Raw genomic sequence first — 21,368 nt, 5'->3', positions numbered from 1 at the left:
TACGGCGCCGCTCGATCTCCGTAACGTCCGCACCGCAAGGAAATCACCTCAGACGGGAGTTGATGCGCGGTGTCAGCGGAAACGGCGGCAGACGTGGCGAACCTGGCGGAGCTGTGTCGCAGACACGCCGAGCGCAGAGGTGAGGAACGCGCGTTCGTGTTCCTGGAAAGCGGTGTCGTGGAATCGGCCTCGCTCACCTACGGAGAGCTGGATCGGCGGGCACGCGCGATCGCCGTGCGGCTGCGATCGCTCGCGATACCTGGATCGCGCGCACTGTTGTGCCATCCACCCGGACTCGACTTCGTGACGGCGTTCCTCGGTTGCCTGTACTCGGGAATCATCGCCGTGCCGGCCCCGCCGGTGCGGCGGGCGGCCGGCGACGCCCGGCACACCCGGTTGCTCGCCATCGCGGACGACTGCGACCCCGCGCTCCTGCTGTCCACATCGGACACCATCGCAGGCGTGCAGGCGGTGCTCGGCGACCGGCTGATCGTCCCGCTCGCCACGGACACCGTCACGGACGGCGAGTCCGAGTGGCGCGAGCCGGACGAGCAGAGTGGGATCGCCTATCTGCAGTACACCTCCGGCACCACGGGCAGGCCCAAGGGCGTGGTGCTGACCCACGCGGGCGTGCTGCACAACCTGGAGCTCATCGTCCGGGGCGGCTCACGACCGGACGAGGACTACGGGCGGCTCGCACCGACGGTGTCCTGGCTGCCGGTGTTCCACGACATGGGGCTCGTCGGCGGCGTTCTGCAACCGCTCTTCCTCGGTCAGCTGTCGGTGCTGATGTCGGCGCAGTCCTTCGCGCGGGTGCCGGCCAACTGGTTGCGGGCGATCTCCCGCTACGGCGCGGAGATCGCCGCCTCGCCGAGCCTCGGGTACGAGCTGTGCCTGCGCAGGGTGACCGACGACCAGCGGGACGGCCTCGACCTGAGGCGCTGGCGCATCGCCGCGATCAGCGACGAGCCGCTGCGCGCGTCGACGATCGACCGGTTCGCGGCGCGGTTCTCCCCGTGCGGGTTCCGCCGGGAGGCGTTCTTCCCCAGCTATGGCATGGCCGAGTCGACCGTGCTGATCAGCGGTGGTCCCCTCGAAGGTCAACCGGTGGTGCGCCCGTTCGACTCGGCGGCGCTGGAACACGGCCACGTCGAACGGGCCTCGAGCGGCGCCGGCGCGCGGAGCCTGGTCGGCTGCGGCGAGCCGGACCCGTCGCTGGACGTGGTCATCGCGGATCCGGAGACCCGCGTGCCGCTCGGAGCCGGCGAGGTCGGCGAGATCCTCGTGTCCGGCCCGAGCATCGGCGCCGGGTACTGGAACGACCCCGCCGGCACCGAACGCACGTTCCGCGCGCAGGTCGGGGACCGCCGGTTCCTGCGCACAGGGAATCTGGGCTTCCTCTTCGAGGGTCAGCTCTTCGTCACCTGCCGGATCCCGGACCTGCTCGAGGTCGACGGTCGTCAGCTCTACCCGTACGACATCGAGGCGACGGTGGTGGCAAGCCATGCCGGGGTGCGGACGGCGTGTGCGGTGATGGACGGCACGCACGTCGTCGTGTTCGCCGAGGTCGACCACCGGTACCGCGGCACGTCCCAGGACGAGATCCGGCATGCCGTCTCCGTGGCGGTGCACGCGGAGAACGGGGTGGTGCTCAATCGCGTCTCGCTGCTGTCACCCGGCACGTTGCCGCTCACCACGAGCGGGAAGCTGCGCCGGGCCGCCTGCCGTTCGCTCATGCTGGGAGACAAGTGATGCACATCCGCAACGGAGTGCGGCTGCCGAAGGGCGTCGCGGGCGGCAGGCGCAAGTTCACCACGCTGGTCGAGCTGTGCCAGGCCCGTGCCGCCGCCGAGCCCGACCTGCGCGCGTACTCCTTCTACGCCGACGGGCGAACGGAGTGGGACGCGCTGACACTGGCCGACCTCGACCGCCGGGCACGGGCCTTGGCGGCGCAGCTCACCGGACTCGCGCCCACCGGTAGCCGTGCGTTGCTGTGCTTCGAGCCCGGCCTGGACTTCCACATCGCGTTCCTCGGCTGTCTGTACGCCGGGCTGATCGCGGTGCCGGTCGCACCACTCGACGGCACCCGCACGAGTCTGAAGGTGGGCAGGATCGAGTCGATCGTCGCGAGCTGCGCGCCCGAACTGCTGCTCTTCACCGGCCTCACCTTCGCCAAGTGCCTCGCGGTGGTCGAGGAGTCCCCGGCACTCGCGGGGCTGGTGCGGGTCGCGATCGACGAGACGGATCCGGCGCTCGCGCAGCGGTGGACGCCGCCCGGCATCGGCATCAACACGCCGGCCTACCTGCAGTACTCCTCCGGATCGACCGGTGAGCCCAAGGGCGTGACGCTGACCCACGGCAACGTCCTGCACAACCTCGCGCTGATCCACGACAACCTGTACCGCCCGTCCGACGAGGAAGGGCTGCCCCGCCCGCCGAGCGTGTCGTGGCTGCCGTCGCACTACAACATGGGCCTGATCGGCGGCGTGCTCGATCCGCTCTACGCCGGCCGGTCCGCGCTCCTGTTCCCGGCCGGGGTGTTCGTCCGCAGCCCGATCAGCTGGCTGCGGCTGATCTCGCAGCTCGGCAGGGCGGACAGCTGTGCGCCCAACTTCGCGCTGGACCTGTGTGTGCGGCGCATCTCCGAGGTCCAGATGTCAGGCCTCGACCTGAGCGGCTGGGAGATGGCGCTGATCGGCGGCGAGCCGGTCAGGGCCGAGACGCTCGACCGGTTCTGCGAGGTGTTCGCTCCCACAGGTTTGCGCAGGGGCACGCTCGTGCCTGGATACGGCCTCGCGGAGTCCACCGTGATGGTCACCAGTTCGGTGGTCGGCGAGGGGCCGGTGGTGTTGCGCTGCGACGCCGACGCCCTGACCAAGGGGCGGGCCCGGCCGGTCGACCCGCCAGGGGGACGGCGGTTGGTGGGCAGCGGTCCGATCTCGCCGTCGATCACCCTGGTGGTGGCCGATCCCGACACGCTGCAGGAGTGCGCTGAAGGCGAGGCCGGCGAGATCTTCGTGCAGGGCCCGAGCGTGGGTACCGGTTACTGGAACCGGCCGGACGAGGTGTTCCACGCCGAGCTGCCCGGCAGGCGCGGCACGTTCCTGCGCACCGGCGACACCGGCTTCCGCTGGGACGGCGAGCTGTTCGTCACCGGCCGGGCCAAAGAGGTGATCATCGTCGCCGGCGCGAACCACCATCCGCACGACCTGGAGGCGACCGCGGAAACCGCGCATCCCGCCGTGCTCGCGTGCTGCGTGCTCGGCGTCGACGACGGGCAACGCGAACAGGTCGTCGTGCTGGCGGAGGTGCTCGGCGAGGTCGACGCGGAGGAGATCGCGATGACGGTGCGGCGGACCGTCCACACCGGACACGGCGTGCGGGTCGACGACGTCGCGGTGGTCCCGCCGGGGTCGTTGCCGCGCAGCTCGAGCGGCAAACTGCTGCGCGCGGGATGCCGGGACGCGTACACGGCGGGTGCGCTCGGCTCGGCCGGCCTCGGATCCGGCACCGGGCGGTGACGGACGCTCAGAGCCAACCCGCGGGGCGCCTCGTTCGTCGCCGGCACGGGTGCGACCTCACTGCGCTGCGCCTCGCACCGGTGGTTTGTGGCGCAGGGCGAGTACGCAGACGTCGTCGCGGCCTCGGTCGGGGGCGGCGGCGTTGATCACCGCCGGTACGAGGTGGTCGAGGCGTTCGGGCACATGTGGTGCCGTGACGGCAGCGCACAAGGTCTGGATGCACGTGTCGATGTCCGCGTCGTGATGTTCGACCAGCCCGTCGGTGTAGACGAACAGCACGTCACCTGGTCTCAGCGATGTCTCGAACGCGAGGTAGTCGGCCTGTGGCGTGGCTCCCGTGATCAGCCCGTGCCGGTGCGCCATGGGACGCGCGGTGCCGTCGTGGACCAGTAGCGGGTGGGGGTGGCCTGCGTTGGCGTAGCAGAGGGTGCCGTCCCAGGGGGTGTAGACGCCGTAGAAGACCGTGGTCATCGTCATGTCGCTGCACGAGCAGACGAGCCGGTTCAGTTCACGCAGCACGTGGTCGGGAAGGGGGTTCTGCATCGCATAGGCGCGCAGGGCGCTGCGGACGTTGCCCATGGTGACCGCGGCTTCGACGTCGTGCCCGATCACGTCGCCGACCGCGATCGCGAGCCTGCCGTCCGGCAGGGGGAACGCGTCGTAGAAGTCGCCGCCCACCCCGGCCGCGCTGTCCGCGGGTTGATAGGCGGCGGACAGCTCGACGCCCTCGACGTCGGGGAGACTGGGCGGCAGCAGAGCTCGTTGCAGCTGCAGCACGACCTGTCGCTCGTCCTTCAGCTGCGCGGTCATCTCGTCGGCCCGCACCACGGCCGCCCGTGCGGTGGCCTCGGCGGTGCGGCGAGCGGTGCGGTCGACGCACATACCGCGCATCGCCACCACTGTGCCGGTGGTGTCCGCGACCGGCTCGGCGATCGACGAGACCACGACCATCCGTCCGTCGGGCGTGCACAACCGGTACTCCACGTCCGATACCGGTGAGTGCACGGTGTGGCCGCTGAACGAAGCACGGGCTACCTCGACGTCTTCCGGGTGCACCAGCGCGAGGACTTCCTCGACGGTGTTCGGCGACTGGGTCACACCGGCGATGCGGCACAGGTTCACCGACCACGCGACCCGCCCGGTGCGCAGGTCGATCTCCCACGACCCGGTACCGCCGGCACGGTGGGCCCGATCCAGCCGGTCGGTCCACTCGGCATGCAGGCGCAGCCCTTCGAGCTCGGCGACCTCGTGGGACTCGGTGACGTCCTGGACCGCGATCACGGCGGCGACCACCTCGTCATCGTGGCCGCACAACGGGAACAGGTTGAGCAGGAGGTGTTTGGCGGCCTCACCGGCCTCGCCGCGCGTCTCGACATCGCGATGCACGGCGCCGGTGCGGAGCACGTCGTCGATGAGGGGTTCCACGGTTGTCGCATGGGCAGGCGGAACGATTTCGCTGATCGTTCGCCCGGCGTACTGGCGCGAGGACAGGCCGTGCACCGCTACGAACGCCGGGTTGACGTAGAGGACCCGCATCTCTTCGCCCACGACCGCGAAGCCCACGGGCGCCCGTTCGAGCACCGCCGTGATCTCCGGGAGCGATCCACCCGAACCTGCGAGACCACGTGCCAGTTCGATACTGCCCACCGGCGCGCCGTCGAGGAACTTCGAGGCATTTCCGTCCACAGACCACATTGCTGCTCGTTCCTCCTGTCTCACCACACAGGCCTGACTCCAACTCCCTTGTCATGGCACCACTTCCGGACAATCCAATACCCGATCAAGGACCTGAGTAAACATGCTCGTGGTCAGTCGATGAGCGGGTGCAACAGATCGCTGACCTGCGCTCAGCCGGTGAACTCGTTGACGCCGAGGGCGAAGTCCCAGTGGCCGACCCCGTTGCGGGCGAGGCCCATCGTGACCAAACCCATTCCTTCCAGCCAGTGCGCCATTGTCAGGCCGCCGACGTCCAACGGGCGCAGCCCGAGGCTCTCGATGAATGCCGCCACCCCGGCCTTGGCCCGCGCATCGTCGCCGGCCATGAAGACGTTGGGCCGCCCCTTCTCCAGGACGTTGCGGAAGATGGTGTTGAACGCCTTCACCACGCTGGCGCCGGCCGGGGCCACCTTGGCGACCTCCTGCGCGACCGAGGTCTCCTCGTTGTGGGCCAGTCCGTCGAACGTGGCGTTGAAGGGGTTGCTGATGTCGACGACGACCTTGCCCGCGAGGGCGTCTCCGTATTCGGCGACGACCGGAACGACACCGTTGTACAACAGGGCCGTGACGACGATGTCCCCGGCCGGGACGGCGCCCCACTTGCCCGCCGTCGCGCCGCCGCCCAGAGCCTCGGCCAGGCCGTCGGCCTTGGCCTGATCGCGTCCCATGACCTCGACGGTGTTGCGGCCCGCGACCGCGAGCGTGCCGATGGCACGGGCCATGTTCCCCGTACCGATGAGGGTGATGCTGCTCATGATGTGTGCTCTTTCTGTTTCGAGGTGCCGCTCTGTCTCGTTCGCGGCATTCCTGGCGTGCCCATCTCCCCGCGGGGGATGAGGGACTCGAATGCGGCCTTCGTCGCCTCGTCGTCCAGTGCTTCCTGCCGCCGGGCCTGGATGAAGACGTGCGCTCCTTCCTCGACGAACAGTTTGGCGCCGGCCAGTGCCATGCCGGTGGATCCGCCGGTGATCACCGCTACCTTGCCGTCGAGCTTTCCCACGATCACTCCGTTGAATCAATCGATATCCGATTCTCGGCCTGAGCCCTGCTGTCAAATACCGCTGTCGAATTCTTGTACCGAATTCGCTCGGGCCCCATTGACGATGTCATTGGGCTGAGTGTGTGTCCAAGACTTCTTTCAGCCGCGGTGATACCTTGGAGGCATCACCAGGCCAGGAGGCGTCATGGATCTGGACCTGCGCAAACTGCGCTACTTCGTCGCCGTGGCCGACCGGTTGCACTTCGGCCGCGCCGCCGAAGAGCTGCACATCGCGCAGCCGGTGCTCAGTCGGCAGATCCGCGCGCTGGAGCAGGATCTCGGCGCCTCGCTGTTCACCAGGGATCGCCACGGCGTGGCGCTGACCGACGCGGGCCGGCAACTGCTGACCGACGCCGGTCCGCTGCTCGCCTCCGCGCACGCGGTCCGCCGCCGGGTGTCCGTGGCCGCCCGCGGCAGCCGGCGGCTGGTGGTCGGCTTCCGGGCCGGCATCCCGGTCATCCCGGCGGCCAGGGCGTTCGGGGCCCGGCATCCGGACGTGGTCGTGGACGTGCAGCGGATGGAATGGGACGACCAGGCCTCGATGCTGCTCGACGGCCGCGTCGACGTCGGCTATGTGCGGCTGCCCATCGACGAGACCGCCCTGCGCCTGACCCCGCTGTACACCGAGCCGCTCATGGTGGTGCTGCCCGCGGGCCACCGGCTGGCCGGCAAGGAGGAGGTCACCGAGGCCGACCTGGCCGGTGAGCCGCTGGTCTGGCATGCCGACCCGAGCACGCAGCCCACCAGGCGCCCGCACCCCGACTCCGGGCTGCGGGTGCGCGGGGTGGAGGAGACGCTCGAGCACGTCGCGGCCGGCCGGGGAATCTCGTTCGTGGGGCGTTCTGCGACGGTGTTCTACTCGCGTCCGGACATCAGCTACGTACCCATCCCGGAACTCGCGCCCGACCAGGTGTGCCTCGCGGTGGCGGCATCACGCACCTCGCCGCTGGCCGACGACTTCTTCTCCGCGGCGCTGGCGACGGCCGAGATCACGGCGGAATGCGGGAACTACGATTCGGGTGCGGCTGTCGTGGAGTGATCACGCGGCCGGTGCGATGAGCCCGCCGACGTCGTCAGTGCCGCCGTTGTGCAGACCCGCCGCAGCGCCCATACGGTCGTTGCGGGAGGTCGGTGATGCGAAGCCAGTACGAGTACATCGTGGTGCTGGGCGCGTGTGTGCTCATCACGGTGCCACTGGAATGGATGGGACGCGGCGTCTACCGGCGCGGCTCGGAGTTGGTGCGTGCCATCGCTCCGGTGCTGCTCGTGCTCGCGGTCTGGGACGTCGTCGCGATTCTGCGCGGTCACTGGAGTTTCCACCCCGAGGCCACCACGGGCGTGACGATCGGCGGGGTGCTGCCGATCGAGGAAGTCCTGTTCTTCATCGCCATTCCGATCTGCGCGGTGCTGACCTATGAGGCCGTGCGCGGACGTTCGGACCATTGGTTGCGCGATGGTTGAGGAGTACCTGTTCGCCGCGATGGCGGCGGTTGTCGTGGTGCTGCTGCTTGAGCTGTGTGTGCTGCGCACGGGGTTGTTCAAGCGGCCAGCCTATTGGGTCACGATGGTCATCGTGCTCGCGTTCCAGGTTCCGGTGGACGGGTGGCTGACGAAACTCGACGCGCCGGTCGTGCTGTACGCGGACTGGGCCATCAGCGGCTTGAGGGTGCCGTGGGACATTCCGGTGGAGGACTTCCTCTACGGGTTCGCCATGGTCACCGCTGTGTTGTTGTTGTGGGAGCGGGGAAGGCTGGCACGTGAACAAGCTTGAGGTACCGCGGAAGTTCGACCGCGCCGCTCGTGGTTACGACTTCCTCGTCGGGCTCAATCCCGGCTATCACGAGGCGTTGCGCCGCTCGGCCCGGGCGCTCGGCCTGCGCCCCGGCATGCGGGTGCTGGACCTCGGTTGCGGCACCGGTGCGTCCACCGCTGCGTTGGTCGCGGCCGCGCCCGGTGTGGAGATCGTGGCCGTGGACGCGTCGGAGGGCATGCTCGCGCGGGCGCGGGAGAAGCGTTGGCCGGGCAGGGTGAGGTTCGTGCACAGCCGTGCCGAGGACGTGGACGAAGGGATGTTCGACGCGGTGTTCGCCGCTTACCTGGTGCGCAACCTGCCCGAGCCGGACGCCACGTTGCGGCGTGTCCGCGACATGCTGAAACCTGGTGCGCCGTTGGTGCTGCACGAGTACTCGGTGCGGGACTCGCTGGTGAGCACAGCACTGTGGACGGTGCTGTGCGGGTTCATCGTGCCGGTGGGATGGCTGGTCACGGGCGACCGCTCGCTCTACACCTACCTCTGGCGCAGCGTGATGAACTTCGACGGCGCGACCGCGTTGCGAGACCGGTTGCGCCGCAACGGTTTCGTCGGCGTGCGCAGTGCTCAGCTGCCGGGCCTTCAACTCGGCGTGGTGCACACCTTCGCCGGTCACGTGCCGGAGCAGGGGCAGCGGTGAGGGATCGCAGGGCGGTGCGCGTTCCCGCGCCGGTCGGGCGGGCGCAGTTCGAGGGAGACGCGCCCGCGATCGTCGTGGTGGGCGGTGGCATCGCGGGGCTCTCCGCGGCGACTCTGCTCGCCGAGCGCGGGGCTCGGGTCGTGCTCTGCGAACGGGAGAACTACCTGGGCGGCCGGGTCGGCGGCTGGAGCACCAGGCTCGCGGACGGCAGCGAAGCCACGATGACGCGCGGGTTTCACGCCTTCTTCCGTCAGTACTACAACTTGAGGGCGTTGCTGAAGCGCGTCGACCCGGCCGGACGTGCCCTGACCGGGCTGCCGGACTACCCGCTGCAACACGCCTCCGGTCACCGGGACGGATTCGCCGGGCTGCCGACGGCCGTGCCCTGGAACGCGCTCGCGTTCCTGCGCGGCAGCCCCACTTTCCGCTGGCGCGACCTGCCCCAGGTCAACGCGCGCGGTGCGCTGTCGCTGCTCGACGTGTCCGTACCGCGGGTGTACGAGGAGCTCGACGGCATCGACGCCGCGTCCTACCTCGAACAGATCCGCTTTCCCGAGGCCGCGCACGCGCTCGCCTTCGAGGTGTTCTCCCGCAGCTTTTTCGTGCATCCCACCCAGATGTCGGCCGCCGAGCTCGCGGTGATGTTCCACATCTACTTCCTCGGCTCCGACGAGGGCCTGCTGTTCGACGTCGCGGCGGACCCGTTCCCGCACGGCCTGTGGGAGCCGCTGAGGCGCCACCTCGCCTCCCTGGGCTCGACCGTGTGCACAGGAGTCGAAGTCAGGTCCGTGCAACCGGGCGAGCACAAGCGTTTCTCGGTCGCCATCGGCGACGGCGCGATCGAAGCGGACGCAGTGGTGCTCGCCGCGGACGTCCCAGGCTTGCGCACCCTCGTCGGTGCGTCACCCGCGCTCGGGGACGCGGCGTGGCGCGAGCAGATCGGCGAGTTGCGCACCGCACCCCGGTTCCTCGTGTCGAGGTACTGGCTGGACGCCCCGGTGGATCCGGACCGGCCGGGGTTTCTGGGCACCAGCGGCCATGATCTGCTCGACAACATCAGCGTGCTGAACCACTACGAGCACGAGGCACGGGCGTGGGCCGCGCGCACGGGTGGTGCCGTGGTGGAGCTGCACGGCTACGCGTTGCCGTCCGATGTGGACGAACGATCGGCGCGTGCCCGGCTCTGGGAGCAGCTCACCGAGGTCTATCCGGAGACCAAGCGGGCGGTCGTGGTCGACGAACGGCATGAGCTGCGTGAGGACTGCCCGTTGTTCCCCGCCGGGGGTTACCCGCGCAGGCCGGCCGTGGTGACACCGGACGACTTCCTGGTGGTCGCGGGAGATCTGGTGCGCATCGACCTGCCGGTCGCGCTGATGGAACGTGCGGCCACCACGGGTTTCGCGGCCGCCAACCACCTGCTGAGCCGATGGGGCGTGGCGGGCACCGATCTTTGGACCGTGCCGGTCGAAGGCCGGGTGCCGTTGCTGCGCTCGGTGGCCCGTCGCTGGAGGACGTTGTGATCTAGTGCCGCACGCGATCCAGCACCAGCTTGAGCGCCTCGGCCAGGGTGCTCGGCCGATGCACGAGTGACGGCAAGGACAATCCCGTCCACCCGGCTCCCGCGACCGCGAGCAGGGCGCTGGACCTCGCGCCGAGTTCTTCGAGGGGCACCTGTTGTGCGAGATCCGCGCGATGCGCCCAGATCAGCACGACGGTGGGGCGCAACCGGTGCACGGCGTCGCACAACGCGTCCGCCGGCACCCGTGCGCCGAGGGTGCGCCAAGGGCAGTCCTGTTCGGACAGTGCGGCGCCCAGAGCCTCCAGTGCGAGCGTGTGCTGCTCGTCCGGCGCGCAGGACAGAAGGGCGGACAGCACACCGGGCTTGCTCGGGCGCGGAACGCCACGCAACGCGCTCTGCAGGCTCGCACTCGCCACGTGCTCGACGTCCACACCCCGGCCGCTCTCGGCGACCAGGTGGCCCAGTTCCACCAGGCACGGAACGAACACCGACTCCCAGGCGGAGACGACGCCGTGATCGGTGATGAGGCCGGCGGCGAGTTCGAGCATCAGCGACTCGTCGAGGCGCTTCGCCGCGGTGAGGAATCCCCGCCGCGCTGAACGCGCCGACTCGTCGCTGATCTCCGCGTGCCGGGTGTCCGGTCTCGCCACCGGTTCCTGACGGGCCAGCACTGCCGCGGAGGCGGGAGCTACTCCCTGCCCGGTCCACATCACCATGCGGCGCAGTACTTCGACGTCCGCTTCCTCGTAACGGCGATGCCCACCGTCGGTGCGGCCGGAGGGGCCCAGCCCGTAACGCTGGTCCCACGTTCTCAGCGTGGTGGGGGCGATTCCGAGCATCGCCGCGACCGCACGTGGCGCGTAGATCATGGTTTGGGCGCACGCCCCGCGAGGATCGCTCTCAACTCGCTCTCACCGAGCCCTCCCCAGATGCCGAAGGTCTCGTGCACCTCCAGCGCGTGTGATCGGCACTTTTGCATGACCGGGCACCGTTGGCAAATGGCCTTGGCCGCGGCTTCGCGCTGCTCACGGGCTGCGCCGCGTTCGTTGGGCCGGTGGAAGAAGTAGGTGCTGTCCATGCCGCGGCACAGACCGGACAGCTGCCAGTCCCACGACTCCGTGACCGGCTGAGGCAGACGGGACAGTTCTGGCATGACGCACGTCCTCTGCTGGGTCGACGCGGATGATGCCGCCATCCTAGAATCGACTCAGAAACGTTTCAACTCGACGCGGTCAGTCTGGAAAACGGCCTGCCCGGCGCAGTGCGTACCGGCGTTCGGCGTAGGCGAGGTCGTCGCGCCACAGTCGTGCCGCCGCCCAGCGCATGACCGGTCGCAACCCCCCTGCGGCGGGCCTGGCCAGCGCGAACCCGCGACGGCCGGAGTGCGCGATGGTCGCCTCCACGACGGCGGTCCGGCCGTCGCGGATCGGGGTCGCGTGCGTTTCGACGACGCTGCCCTCACCCTCACCTTGGACGATGTGCATCACCACGGTTCGCGGCTCCGGGCAGGTGAACGCGGCCACGACCGGCACGCCGACGCGGCCCGCGAGGCGGAAGGTGACCTCGACCAGGAAGCGGTCCTGCGCCTCGGTCGGGGTTTCCAGAACGTGCAGGTTGGCGAACGAGTACGGGTGGAACCACGCGCCGTGCCAGGGATCGAGCCGGTTGGCGACGACGTCCTCCGGATCGCAGCGGCCGACGAGCGTGGCCACCGCGTCGATCGACCCCGGCGGCGGGCGTTCGGGCAGCACCGGTGCGGGCAGCGGCTCCTCACCGCCCGCGTGGTCCAGCCGGACCCACACCAGCACGCCGTCGTCGTGCGCGGGGTAGGGCGTCCACGCGCCGAACCGCGTGCCGTCGAGCGCGAGCCCGTGCCAGCGGCAGATCAGCTTGCCCTCGGCCACAGCGCCGTCGCACAGCGGAGCGCCCAGGTGCGGGCACGAGCCAGAACCCGCCATCAGGGCGTTGTGCGGTCCGCGCCAGAGCACGACCTCGTGACCCGCGATGGTGCGCCCGCACGGCTTTCCCTTGACGACGTCACTGCTCGCCCCCGCCACGAACCAGTTGCCGGACGGCCGGGCGGTCGCGCGCTTGAGCGCGGCCTCGATCAGCGCCGGCTTCGCGTCCTGCCACGTCGGCCGTTGTGCCCGCCACGGCGGACTCGAATAGATCCGCAACGGAATGCGGTCGCTCAAGGAAGTCCTCTTCTCACGCGGCACGGGCGAACACCGCCCTGGCCAACGCCGGTAGCGCCACGGCAAGCCGTCGTCCGTTGGACACGACGACACGGCGCGACAGCACGTCGTAGTCCGCGTTCTCCACGAGATCGAGAATGCGTCCGTACAGCTGATAGGCCGTCGACACGCACGGGCGTGATCTCGGCGCCAGCATTCCGATGCCGGGCAACGCACGCGTGTACACCTCGCGGGCTCGCCGCACCTGATCACGCAGAGCGGCCCGGACCTGCTGGTCGGCACGCCCCGCAGCCCGCGCCCGCAGCAGGCGTTCGCGGTCAACGCCGAACTCCGCCAGCTCGTCCGCGGGCAGGTACACCCGGCCGCGGTCGAGATCCTCACCGACGTCGCGGATGAAGTTGGTGAGCTGGAAGGCGATCCCGAGCGCGGCGGCGGCAGGCTCTGCATCCTCCCTGGACACGCTGGTCCCGAGCACCGGCAGCATCTGCAGGCCGATGACGGCGGCGGAACCGTGCACGTACCGGCCGAGATCGGCGTAAGTCGGGTAGTCGGTGACGGTGAGGTCCATCCGCATCGAAGCCATGAAGTCCTGGAAGTGCCGGACCGGGATGTCGTGGCGGTGCACGGTGTCGATCAACGCGGCCAGGACGGGTTCGTCGGACGTGCCGGTTTCCAGGGCTGCCTGCAGCCGGACGTCGACGGCTCCCAGCTCCGCCGCCTTGTCGTCTGGTCCACTGTGGACGTTGTCGACCACGTCGTCGACCCATCGGGCGAACCCGTAAAGCGCGTGCACAGCAGGACGTTGCTCCGCGCTGAGCAATCTCGTCGCCAGGTAGTAGGTGCGGCCGTGCTGGGCGTTGAGCGCACGGCAGCGCCGGTACGCGTCGCGCAGCGCCGGAGCGGTGACGCCCGCGGCGTCCAGTTCGCGCTCAGCCGACATGAGCGGTCCTTTCGCGGAGGAGATTCCTCCACGCTAAGTCGGCGAGTTGCCCTTCGCACAACGGCGGCACTCATCATGCAGACCCCTCGGCGCGCTGCTTAGCTCGAATCACCGAACTCCGACCGAACCCCAGAGGGACCGCCGATGTCGCTGGTGACCAGCGTGGACGCTGGCCCGTCGCAGGTGGACGACTTCCGCGTCCTCCTCGACGAGGCGTTGCACGACTTCCTCCGCGCCAGACAGGACCTGGCACCCGAGCTCACCGCGGAGCTGCGCCGCCTGATCCTGGCCGGTGGCAAGAGGATCCGGCCCACCTTCGCGTGGTGGGGATGGCGCGCGGCGGGCGGCTCACCGCGTGCGGACGACGTGGTGCGGGCCATGGTGGCGTTGGAACTGCTGCAGTGCTGCGCGCTGGTGCACGACGACGTGATGGACCGCTCGACGACCAGGCGCGGCAGGCCCTCCGTGCACGAGTCGTTCGCGGCGCGGCACCGGCACGAACGGTGGGCGGCCAGTGCCCGCCAGTACGGTGACTCCGCGGCGATCCTGGTCGGGGACCTGGCGCTGGCCTGGGCGGACGACGCTCTCGTGACGGCCGGGCTGCCCTCCGGCGCGCTGAGCCGTGCCTGGCAGCCGTGGCAGGCGATGCGGACCGAGATGATCGCGGGACAGCACCTCGACCTGCTGGCCGTCGCCCGGCGCGAGGAGTCCCTGGAACACGCCGTCCGCGTGGCCGCGTTGAAGACCGCCGCCTACACCGTGGAACGGCCGCTGCACCTCGGTGCGGCGCTTGCAGGAGCTGATGACGACGTCGTGGAGTGCTTGCGCGCGTATGGACACGACATCGGTGTGGCCTTCCAGCTGCGGGACGACCTGATCGGTGTGTTCGGCGACTCCTCGGTCACGGGGAAGCCGGTGGGGGAGGACCTGAGGGAGGGCAAGCGGACGGCGTTGATGGCGATCGGGCTTTCGCGCGCGCAAGGCAAACCCTCGGCGCAGAGGCTGCTTCGGCGATGCCTCGAGAGCGGGAACATCAGTGAACGGGCCGTCGGTGAAGTGAGTGCGCTGCTGGTGGAGCTCGGAGCCGTTTGCGCTGTGGAGGAGCACATCGAGGCGCTGGCCGATTCCGGGCTGGCGGCCCTGGAGCGTGCCGAGATCGACGACGAGGCACGCCGGGAACTGAGGCGGCTCGCCGGCCGTGCCGTCACGAGAACGACCTGACCAAGGAGATCGCAGTGGTGCACGTGGTGAAAGGCCGCACGGACCGCGTGGTCGTGGTCGGGGCGGGGCTCGCCGGGCTGTCGGCCGCGCTGCACCTGCGTGGCGCGGGGCACGAAGTCGCCGTCCTCGAACGGAACGCGCACCCAGGTGGGCTTGCGGGCCGCCTCGACATCGATGGCCACCGGATCGACACCGGCCCGACCGTGCTCACCATGCCGGAACTGCTCGACGACGCGTTCGCCGCTGTCGGCCGACGGCGAGAGGACTACCTCGAGCTGCTGCCGCTGCATCCCGCCTACCGCGCGACGTTCGCTGACGGCACTGCTCTGGACGTGCACACCGACGCGCACCGCATGGAACAAGCGGTGCACGACTTCGCTGGCGGCCGGGAGGCACAGGGATACCGCGATCTGCGAACCTGGCTCACCCGGCTCTACGAGGTCCAGCGCGACAGGTTCATCGGCGCGAGCTTCGACTCGCCGCTCGACCTCGTGGGACCTGATCTGGTGCGACTCGCCCGGCTCGGCGGCTTCGGCTCACTCGCCCGCGCCGTGGGGAAGTTCCTGCACGACGAACGGCTCCGGCGGGTCTTCACCTTCCAGTCGCTCTACGCCGGCGTCGCACCGCGAGACGCCCTCGCGGCCTACGCCGTCATCGCCTACATGGACACCGTGGCCGGCGTGTGGTTCCCGCGCGGAGGCATGCGCACCGTGCCACAGGCGCTGGCTGACGCGGCTTCCGATGCAGGGGTTCGGTTCCACTACGGCGTGGAAGTCGAAGAGCTCGAACGTGTGGGACACCGGGTGGCCGCCGTGCGCACGTCCGACGCCCGATTTCCTTGCGATGCGGTCGTTCTGGCCACCGGGCCCGCGCAGAGCACCCGTCTGCTGCGCGGCGAGCCGCGCCGGATCAGGCCGCTGCGGTGGTCGCCGTCCGCGGTCGTGGTGCACCTGAGCGCTCGCCGTGTGGTGGACGACCTCGCCCACCACACGATCTCCTTCGGCGACAAGTGGAACGGCACGTTCGACGAGATCATTCGCCAGGGGAAGCTGATGAGCGATCCCTCGTTGTTGCTGACCACGCCGACGCTGACCGACCCCGCGCTCGCCCCCGCGGGAAGGCACCTGCAGTACCTGCTGGCGCCCTGCCCGAACCTGGACAGTGCCCCGATCCGTTGGGACGCAATGGCACACCGGTACGCCGAACAGCTCGTCGAGGAGATGTCCTCCCGCAAACTCGTCGTCGACGCCGAGCCGCTCGCCGTGGTGACACCGGACGACTGGGCACGCGACGGCCAGGCCGCCGGCACGCCGTTCTCCGCCGCGCACACCTTCGCGCAGACGGGTCCGTTCCGGCCGGGCAACCTGCCGTTCCGCGACGGCAACGTCGTGCTCGCCGGCAGCGGCACCACGCCCGGTGTCGGAATCCCGCCGGTGCTCATCTCCGGCAGGCTCGCCGCCCAACGGCTCCGGCGCTAGCTGGTGTTATCGCTAACGTTGGTAGAAGGCCATTGCCACCCGGCCAGCAAAGCCTCATAGTGTTAGCGCTCACTATCCGGTGCCTCTCAACGTTGCAAGGAGCCGGTCCATGCGCTCGTCCCTGCCGCGCGCTGCCCGTTTCGCGCGAAAGTCCGTGCTGTTCGCAGCCACGGCCATCCTCGTTGTCGTCGCGAGCATCCTCGTCCCGCCGGTGGCTTCGGCCGTCGGTCCTGCGCCGCACTACCTGATGACGGCGTTCACCAACAGCAGCGAGTCGAACATGTACGTCTACGACTCGGCGAACGCGACCAACTTCACGCAGGTCAGGGCCAACGCCTACACGCCACCGTCAGGCCTGATCCGCGATCCCAGCGTGCTCCGGCACACCGATGGCTACTACTACATCGTCTACACGACGAACTGGACAGGCGACACGATCGGTTTCGCCCGCAGCGCCGACTACGTCTCCTGGACGTTCCTGCGCAACGTCAGGGTGGGCCTCAACGGGGCCACTGGCAGCACGTGGGCGCCGGAGTGGTTCAAGGACTCCGACGGCAGCGTGCACGTGATCTTCTCGGCGTCGACGACGGGCACGGCCGGGCAGTTCCGCCCGTACCGGATCACCGCGACGAACTCGGACCTGTCGGCGTGGACCAGCCCGGTGGCGCTCGGCATCCCGGCCAACTTCATCGACAGCTTCGTGGTCAAGGTCGGCGGGACCTACCACAACTTCCTCAAGAACGAGACCACGAAGTACATCGAGCACGCGACCGCCACCTCGCTGAACGGGCCCTGGACGTTCGCTGGGACGGGCAACTGGGCGGGCTGGGGCGCCGGCCTCGAGGGCCCGGCACTGGTGCGGCTGCCGGACGGCCGCTGGCGGATCTACTTCGACCAGTACGGCCAGCGGCGCTACTTCTACGCCGACAGCGCGAACCTGAACTCCTTCGGCGCCAAGGTGGAACTGCCCGGCCTGTCCGGCGTGGCACGTCACTTCACGGTGCTGCGGGAGGACTCGGGCGACAACACCGCCGTGCCGACCGGAAACCGTTCCCTGCGCTCGATCAGCGTTCCCGACCGCTTCGTCCGCCACCGCGACAACCTGGCCTACGTCGAGCCGGTGAGCTCCTCCAGCAGCGTCACCGCCCGTCAGGACGCGACGTTCGCCATCGTGCCGGGACTGGCGAACGGCAACTGCTACTCGTTCCGGTCGGTGAACTTCCCGGACCGCTATCTGCGGCACTACGCCTTCCGCGTCCGGCTGGACGCCAACTCCGGTGACTCGGTGTTCGCCCGCGACGCCACGTTCTGCGGCCGCGCCGGTCTGGCCGGTGGTGCGAGCACGTCGTTCGAGTCCTACTCCCACCCAGGCCGCTACCTGCGCCACTACAACTACGAAGTGCGGGTCGACTGGCGCACTTCCGATGCGGCGTTCGCGGGAGACGCGTCGTTCACGGTGTCGGCGCCACTGGCCTGAAAGGACAGTCGCCGGGCTAGGGACCGGTGACAGCGCGCCGGACGCAGTCGCGGAGCAGGGCCCGGCGCTGTTCGTGCACCTCGGCGGGTTCCTGAGCGGTTGCCGCGTAGACGTTGCTGACCGGTGACCAGGCCATGGACATGGCGATGACCACGGCCATGACGTCGAACGGGTCGCCGGGGCGCACCAGGCCGGCGGCCTGGGCCTCGGCGATCGCGCGCAGTTTGTGGTCGTCGAGGCGGTCGGGGGAGTCGACCAGGTGGCCGGTCGGGCGGCGCTCCAGCCGTGCCCAGGTGGCCAGCCGGATGAGGTCGGGACGGCGAAGGTATTCGTCGTAGAGACGCACGGCCCAGTCGGCGAGGTCGGAGGCGTCGATCGGGACGACGTTCACGATCCGTTCCAGCGAGCCGAAGAAGATGGCGTCGAACAGACCTTCCTTGCTGCCGAAGTAACCGTAGAGCTGCGCCTTGTTGGTGTGGGCCGCGGCCACGATCCGCTCGACACGTGCGCCGGCGATCCCGTACTCGGCGAACTCCTGGGTCGCGACGTCGAGGATGCGCTGGTACGTGGCGGCTCCACGCGTGCTCAGGGGCCGATCAGCCATGTCCTCACGGTATCAAACAGAACAGTTGGTTTGCCTCGGCCGGGGAACGCGTCTACGGTGAAATAGACCAACCAGTCTGTCTGTGAGGAGACGACATGAGGAAGACCGTTGGCTGGCAGGTGGAAAGCCCCTCGACGACGTTGCGGCGGACGACCCTGGAACGGCGCGACCTGAGGCCGGACGACCTCGCGATCCGGGTGGACTACTGCGGTGTCTGCCACACCGACCTGCACTCCATCAGCGGCCAGGCCGGCGACGAGGGCAGGCTGCTGGTGCCAGGGCACGAGTTCACCGGTGTGGTGACCGAGATCGGGCAGGCGGTGACCCGGTTCAGCGTCGGCGACCCCGTCGCGGTGGGCAACATCGTCGACTCGTGCGGCGAGTGCCCGATGTGCCGGGCCGGGCAGGAGAACTTCTGCCACGAGTTCCCCACCCTGACCTACGGCGGCGTCGACCGGCACGACGGATCGACCACGCTGGGCGGATTCTCGCGCGAGCACGTGGTCCGCGACCGGTTCGCCTACCACCTCCCCTCCGGTCTCGACCCGGCCGCCGCCGCTCCACTGCTCTGCGCCGGCGTCACCGTCTGGGAACCCATGCAGGCTCTCGGAGTGGGGCCCGGCAGCCGTGTCGCCGTGGCAGGACTGGGCGGCCTGGGTCACCTGGCGGTCAAGATGGCCGTTGCCCTCGGCGCCACGACGTCGGTCATCAGCCGTTCGCCCGGCAAGGCCGACGACGCACGCCGTCTCGGCGCCCAGGCTCTCGTCGTGTCCACGGACCATGAACAGATGGCCGCCGCCCGGGACGGGTTCGACGTCGTGATCGACACCATCTCCTCGCCGCACGACCTGGGACCGTATCTGCGACTCGTCGCCGTGGACGGCACCCTCAGCCAGCTCGGCCACCTCGGACCGGTCACCGTGGAGACCCTGGACCTGCTCGTGGGCCGCAAGAAGCTCAGCTCGGCGGGCAGCGGCGGGCGTCCGGCGACAGCGGCGATGCTGAGGTTCTGCGCTGACAACGACATCGCCGCCGAGATCGAGCTGCTCGCGTCGGCTCAGGTGAACGAGGCCCTCGACCGCCTGGGCCGCAACGACGTCCGGTACCGGTTCGTGCTCGACATGTCCGACCTGGGCTGAGTGTCGTGCTCAGCCGCGGCACAGGGGTGACAACCGGTGGACGGCTCCAGGTCGCTCGTGCCATGTCACGTGCGGACGAGATCGGCGGCACGCTGGTAGACGCGAATCGCCTCCTGCACGACACGATCCCAGCTGTACCGCGCCCGCACCCGGTCGGCGGCCGCGAGACCGAAGGCTTCCCGTCTGGTCGAGTCCGCGACGAGCTCGCGCAGGGCGACCATGAGGGCGTGCGTGTCGCCTGGCGGCACGAGCCGACCGGTGACCTTGTCGACGACCACGTCCGCGAGCGCTCCCACCGCCGACGCGACGACCGGCAGGCCGCGTGCCATCGCTTCCAGCGCGACGGTTCCGGACGGGTCCTGCCGCGGCGCGGTGACCACGAGGTCGGCCGAGCGCAGCAGCGTGATCACGTCTGCCCTGTTCGCGGTTCCGAGTACCGACACCCGGTCCTGGACACCGAGCCGCACGGCCAGCTGCCGCAGTCGTCTCGCCTCCTGGTCGGTGTTGCGATCGAGCATCTCGACCGGTGCGGCGATGACCAGAGCGGCGTCGCGCACGTCGGCCAGCGCCGCGACGACGGTGTCGAAGCCGTGACCTGTCAGCAGACCACCCAGACCGAGCACGTTCACGCGTCCGGTGGGGCGTATGGCGGCATCGGTCACGTCCTGGTCGTCGAGGTCCACGCCGGGCGATGCCACCGAGATCCGGGAGCGCGGCACGCCCGCCAGGCACAGGCCGCGCACCTGATCGCTGCTGGTCGCCACGACGTGAGCGGCGTGCCGGCAGATCAGCCGTGTGATCCGCTCGTGCTCGGGGGCCGGCTCGTGGTGGGTGTGCACCACCGGCACGGCGTGGTCCCGTGCGGCCAGCAACGTGGCGAGGCCCGCCATCGACCCGTGCGAGTGGGCGACGTCAGGCTTCGTCTCGTTCCACTCGCGGCGAAGGAATCGGGCGAAGTCGTCGGTATAGGACCACGCTGCGTCCGCGGAGATCGGGCGGGCGGGTCCGAGAGGCACGTGCACGACCTGGTAACCGTCCTGGGCGCGTTGGCGTTCCTCGAGATGCGCCGCGTTCCTGCGGGCGTAGACGACGACTTCGTGTCCGTGGCGCGCCAGCGCTCGCGCGCACTTGGCGGTACTGGTCTCGTAGATCACCTTGTCGGTGTGGCTGCTCACCAATGCGATTCGCACGCTCACACGCCTCCCCGACGACCGTCCACCGCCGACGCGGGGTGGTCAGGGCCGAACGGGTCGGTGTGCGTCGGTGTGCGCGGGTCGTCCAGCACAGCGGGTAGCAGCAGTTCCACCCGTGTTGGCGTCGCCATGGTCATCTCCTCGTCGTCAGACGAGGACTCCGGGACGAGCCGCACGGCGGGAGCGTTCCCGCCGGCTCCTGACTGAACCGGATGATCGTGCGATGTCCGGTGTGCCCCGTCCATCATGAGTCGCATCGGGCCGGCGCCACTGCTCGACGCGTGAGGACCGCGGATCTGATGAGCCTAGCGCGGTCGCGGGCTCCTTCGCACGACCGAACCGGTGACCGTGCGGATCGAACGATCAAGACGAACACCGATACGGGGAACCTGGCTAGGTTGGGCACGTGACGAACAGGCTGGTAGCTGTGGAAGCTCAGGTCGGGATGGGGAACCGGCACTGCTACATCGAGGACATCTCCGTCGAAGAGCCGATCGACGCGCTCGACTTCTCCCGGCCAGGTCGCTGGCTGCTCGCCATGACGAACCGCCTGGCGTTGCTCAGTGAGGCGCACAGCTACCACCACGCATTGGTCCGGGTCGAGGCTTGGACCGCGGAACCGCCGCCCGCGGACGAGTGGGGCGAGGCACAGGACGTCGCACTGTGGCTGGACGAGGGGCAGGTCGAGATGTGGGAGCTCGGCGCGGGCCGGGCGACCGCGGGGCCTGTGGCGCTGGGGTTTCGCGGCGAGGTGCGGGCGCGCGGCTACCGCAGTGGTGGGCGGGCGGTCGACGCGCAGGGAGGCGTTGCGCGCGGTGTGGAGAAGTTCCTGGTGCGGTTCTGGCCGGCGAACTGAACCGGCCAGAACCGACGCGA

General features: G+C 69.6%; 22 protein-coding genes. 12 read left to right on the top strand and 10 right to left on the bottom strand.

Annotated elements, in window-relative coordinates; genetic code table 11:
• Positions 1-69 precede the first annotated feature (69 nt).
• Together ACWGE0_RS04485 and ACWGE0_RS04480 are read left to right on the top strand one after the other, a co-directional pair.
• Positions 70-1,752 carry a fatty acyl-AMP ligase gene (locus ACWGE0_RS04485; RefSeq protein WP_452259499.1) on the top strand — a complete coding sequence of 561 codons (1,683 nt, stop codon included), beginning with the start codon at positions 70-72 and terminating at the stop codon, positions 1,750-1,752.
• The gene (locus tag ACWGE0_RS04480) at positions 1,752-3,521 is read left to right on the top strand and encodes a fatty acyl-AMP ligase (RefSeq protein ID WP_452259498.1); all 1,770 of its coding nucleotides are present in this window, start codon (positions 1,752-1,754) and stop codon (positions 3,519-3,521) included. The genes ACWGE0_RS04485 and ACWGE0_RS04480 overlap by 1 nt, the downstream gene beginning before the upstream one ends.
• A 57-nt stretch (positions 3,522-3,578) precedes the next feature.
• Here the strand turns inward: ACWGE0_RS04480 and ACWGE0_RS04475 are convergent, their stop codons facing one another.
• The 3 genes from ACWGE0_RS04475 to ACWGE0_RS04465 form a co-directional block, all read right to left on the bottom strand.
• A complete protein-coding gene (locus tag ACWGE0_RS04475) occupies positions 3,579-5,216 on the bottom strand; it encodes a SpoIIE family protein phosphatase (RefSeq protein WP_452259497.1) in 1,638 nt (545 codons plus the stop codon).
• A gap of 152 nt (positions 5,217-5,368) precedes the next feature.
• A complete protein-coding gene (locus tag ACWGE0_RS04470; protein ID WP_452259496.1) occupies positions 5,369-5,992 on the bottom strand; it encodes an NADPH-dependent F420 reductase in 624 nt (207 codons plus the stop codon).
• Positions 5,989-6,237: an SDR family NAD(P)-dependent oxidoreductase gene (locus ACWGE0_RS04465; protein WP_452259495.1), complete on the bottom strand. Its 249-nt coding sequence runs from the start codon at positions 6,235-6,237 to the stop codon at positions 5,989-5,991. The genes ACWGE0_RS04470 and ACWGE0_RS04465 overlap by 4 nt, the downstream gene beginning before the upstream one ends.
• A 184-nt stretch (positions 6,238-6,421) precedes the next feature.
• On the opposite strand from ACWGE0_RS04465, the gene ACWGE0_RS04460 reads away from it, so the two are divergent.
• From ACWGE0_RS04460 to ACWGE0_RS04440, 5 genes are all read left to right on the top strand, one after another.
• Positions 6,422-7,315 (top strand): LysR family transcriptional regulator, encoded by an 894-nt coding sequence (locus tag ACWGE0_RS04460; RefSeq protein WP_452259494.1) that lies wholly within the window; start codon positions 6,422-6,424, stop codon positions 7,313-7,315.
• 95 nt (positions 7,316-7,410) lie between these two features.
• On the top strand, positions 7,411-7,737 hold the full coding sequence (locus ACWGE0_RS04455) for a lycopene cyclase domain-containing protein (protein WP_452259493.1): 327 nt from the start codon (positions 7,411-7,413) through the stop codon (positions 7,735-7,737).
• A complete protein-coding gene (locus ACWGE0_RS04450) occupies positions 7,730-8,047 on the top strand; it encodes a lycopene cyclase domain-containing protein (RefSeq protein ID WP_452259492.1) in 318 nt (105 codons plus the stop codon). Before ACWGE0_RS04455 ends, ACWGE0_RS04450 begins: the two co-directional genes overlap by 8 nt.
• Complete coding sequence (locus tag ACWGE0_RS04445) at positions 8,034-8,726, top strand: class I SAM-dependent methyltransferase (RefSeq protein ID WP_452259491.1); 693 nt, start codon at positions 8,034-8,036, stop codon at positions 8,724-8,726. Before ACWGE0_RS04450 ends, ACWGE0_RS04445 begins: the two co-directional genes overlap by 14 nt.
• The gene (locus ACWGE0_RS04440) at positions 8,723-10,246 is read left to right on the top strand and encodes an FAD-dependent oxidoreductase (RefSeq protein WP_452259490.1); all 1,524 of its coding nucleotides are present in this window, start codon (positions 8,723-8,725) and stop codon (positions 10,244-10,246) included. Before ACWGE0_RS04445 ends, ACWGE0_RS04440 begins: the two co-directional genes overlap by 4 nt.
• Before the next feature lies 1 nt (position 10,247).
• Here the strand turns inward: ACWGE0_RS04440 and ACWGE0_RS04435 are convergent, their stop codons facing one another.
• From ACWGE0_RS04435 to ACWGE0_RS04420, 4 genes are all read right to left on the bottom strand, one after another.
• On the bottom strand, positions 10,248-11,114 hold the full coding sequence (locus tag ACWGE0_RS04435) for a MerR family transcriptional regulator (RefSeq protein ID WP_452259489.1): 867 nt from the start codon (positions 11,112-11,114) through the stop codon (positions 10,248-10,250).
• Positions 11,111-11,398 carry a WhiB family transcriptional regulator gene (locus ACWGE0_RS04430; protein ID WP_452259488.1) on the bottom strand — a complete coding sequence of 96 codons (288 nt, stop codon included), beginning with the start codon at positions 11,396-11,398 and terminating at the stop codon, positions 11,111-11,113. The genes ACWGE0_RS04435 and ACWGE0_RS04430 overlap by 4 nt, the downstream gene beginning before the upstream one ends.
• A 79-nt stretch (positions 11,399-11,477) precedes the next feature.
• Positions 11,478-12,440 carry a DUF5914 domain-containing protein gene (locus ACWGE0_RS04425; RefSeq protein WP_452259487.1) on the bottom strand — a complete coding sequence of 321 codons (963 nt, stop codon included), beginning with the start codon at positions 12,438-12,440 and terminating at the stop codon, positions 11,478-11,480.
• A 13-nt stretch (positions 12,441-12,453) separates the two neighbouring features.
• Positions 12,454-13,380: a phytoene/squalene synthase family protein gene (locus tag ACWGE0_RS04420; protein ID WP_452259486.1), complete on the bottom strand. Its 927-nt coding sequence runs from the start codon at positions 13,378-13,380 to the stop codon at positions 12,454-12,456.
• 144 nt (positions 13,381-13,524) lie between these two features.
• On the opposite strand from ACWGE0_RS04420, the gene ACWGE0_RS04415 reads away from it, so the two are divergent.
• From ACWGE0_RS04415 to ACWGE0_RS04405, 3 genes are all read left to right on the top strand, one after another.
• Complete coding sequence (locus ACWGE0_RS04415) at positions 13,525-14,601, top strand: polyprenyl synthetase family protein (protein WP_452259485.1); 1,077 nt, start codon at positions 13,525-13,527, stop codon at positions 14,599-14,601.
• A 17-nt stretch (positions 14,602-14,618) separates the two neighbouring features.
• Complete coding sequence (crtI, locus tag ACWGE0_RS04410) at positions 14,619-16,079, top strand: phytoene desaturase family protein (RefSeq protein WP_452259853.1); 1,461 nt, start codon at positions 14,619-14,621, stop codon at positions 16,077-16,079.
• Between the two features lie 109 nt (positions 16,080-16,188).
• Positions 16,189-17,556 carry an AbfB domain-containing protein gene (locus ACWGE0_RS04405; protein ID WP_452259484.1) on the top strand — a complete coding sequence of 456 codons (1,368 nt, stop codon included), beginning with the start codon at positions 16,189-16,191 and terminating at the stop codon, positions 17,554-17,556.
• A 16-nt stretch (positions 17,557-17,572) separates the two neighbouring features.
• On the opposite strand, the gene ACWGE0_RS04400 is transcribed toward ACWGE0_RS04405, so the two are convergent.
• A complete protein-coding gene (locus tag ACWGE0_RS04400; protein ID WP_452259483.1) occupies positions 17,573-18,160 on the bottom strand; it encodes a TetR family transcriptional regulator in 588 nt (195 codons plus the stop codon).
• 95 nt (positions 18,161-18,255) lie between these two features.
• Between ACWGE0_RS04400 and ACWGE0_RS04395 the strand changes: the two genes are divergently transcribed.
• Positions 18,256-19,299, top strand: a complete 1,044-nt coding sequence (locus ACWGE0_RS04395; RefSeq protein ID WP_452259482.1) for an NAD(P)-dependent alcohol dehydrogenase — start codon at positions 18,256-18,258, stop codon at positions 19,297-19,299.
• Positions 19,300-19,364: 65 nt separating this feature from the next.
• On the opposite strand, the gene ACWGE0_RS04390 is transcribed toward ACWGE0_RS04395, so the two are convergent.
• Together ACWGE0_RS04390 and ACWGE0_RS04385 are read right to left on the bottom strand one after the other, a co-directional pair.
• Positions 19,365-20,489 (bottom strand): glycosyltransferase, encoded by a 1,125-nt coding sequence (locus ACWGE0_RS04390; RefSeq protein ID WP_452259481.1) that lies wholly within the window; start codon positions 20,487-20,489, stop codon positions 19,365-19,367.
• A gap of 2 nt (positions 20,490-20,491) precedes the next feature.
• The gene (locus ACWGE0_RS04385) at positions 20,492-20,623 is read right to left on the bottom strand and encodes a hypothetical protein (protein WP_452259480.1); all 132 of its coding nucleotides are present in this window, start codon (positions 20,621-20,623) and stop codon (positions 20,492-20,494) included.
• A gap of 275 nt (positions 20,624-20,898) precedes the next feature.
• Between ACWGE0_RS04385 and ACWGE0_RS04380 the strand changes: the two genes are divergently transcribed.
• Positions 20,899-21,348 carry a hypothetical protein gene (locus ACWGE0_RS04380; protein WP_452259479.1) on the top strand — a complete coding sequence of 150 codons (450 nt, stop codon included), beginning with the start codon at positions 20,899-20,901 and terminating at the stop codon, positions 21,346-21,348.
• Positions 21,349-21,368 lie beyond the last annotated feature (20 nt).

Source organism: Lentzea sp. NPDC054927, from assembly GCF_053610285.1.
This window is presented reverse-complemented; position numbering and strand designations above follow the sequence as displayed.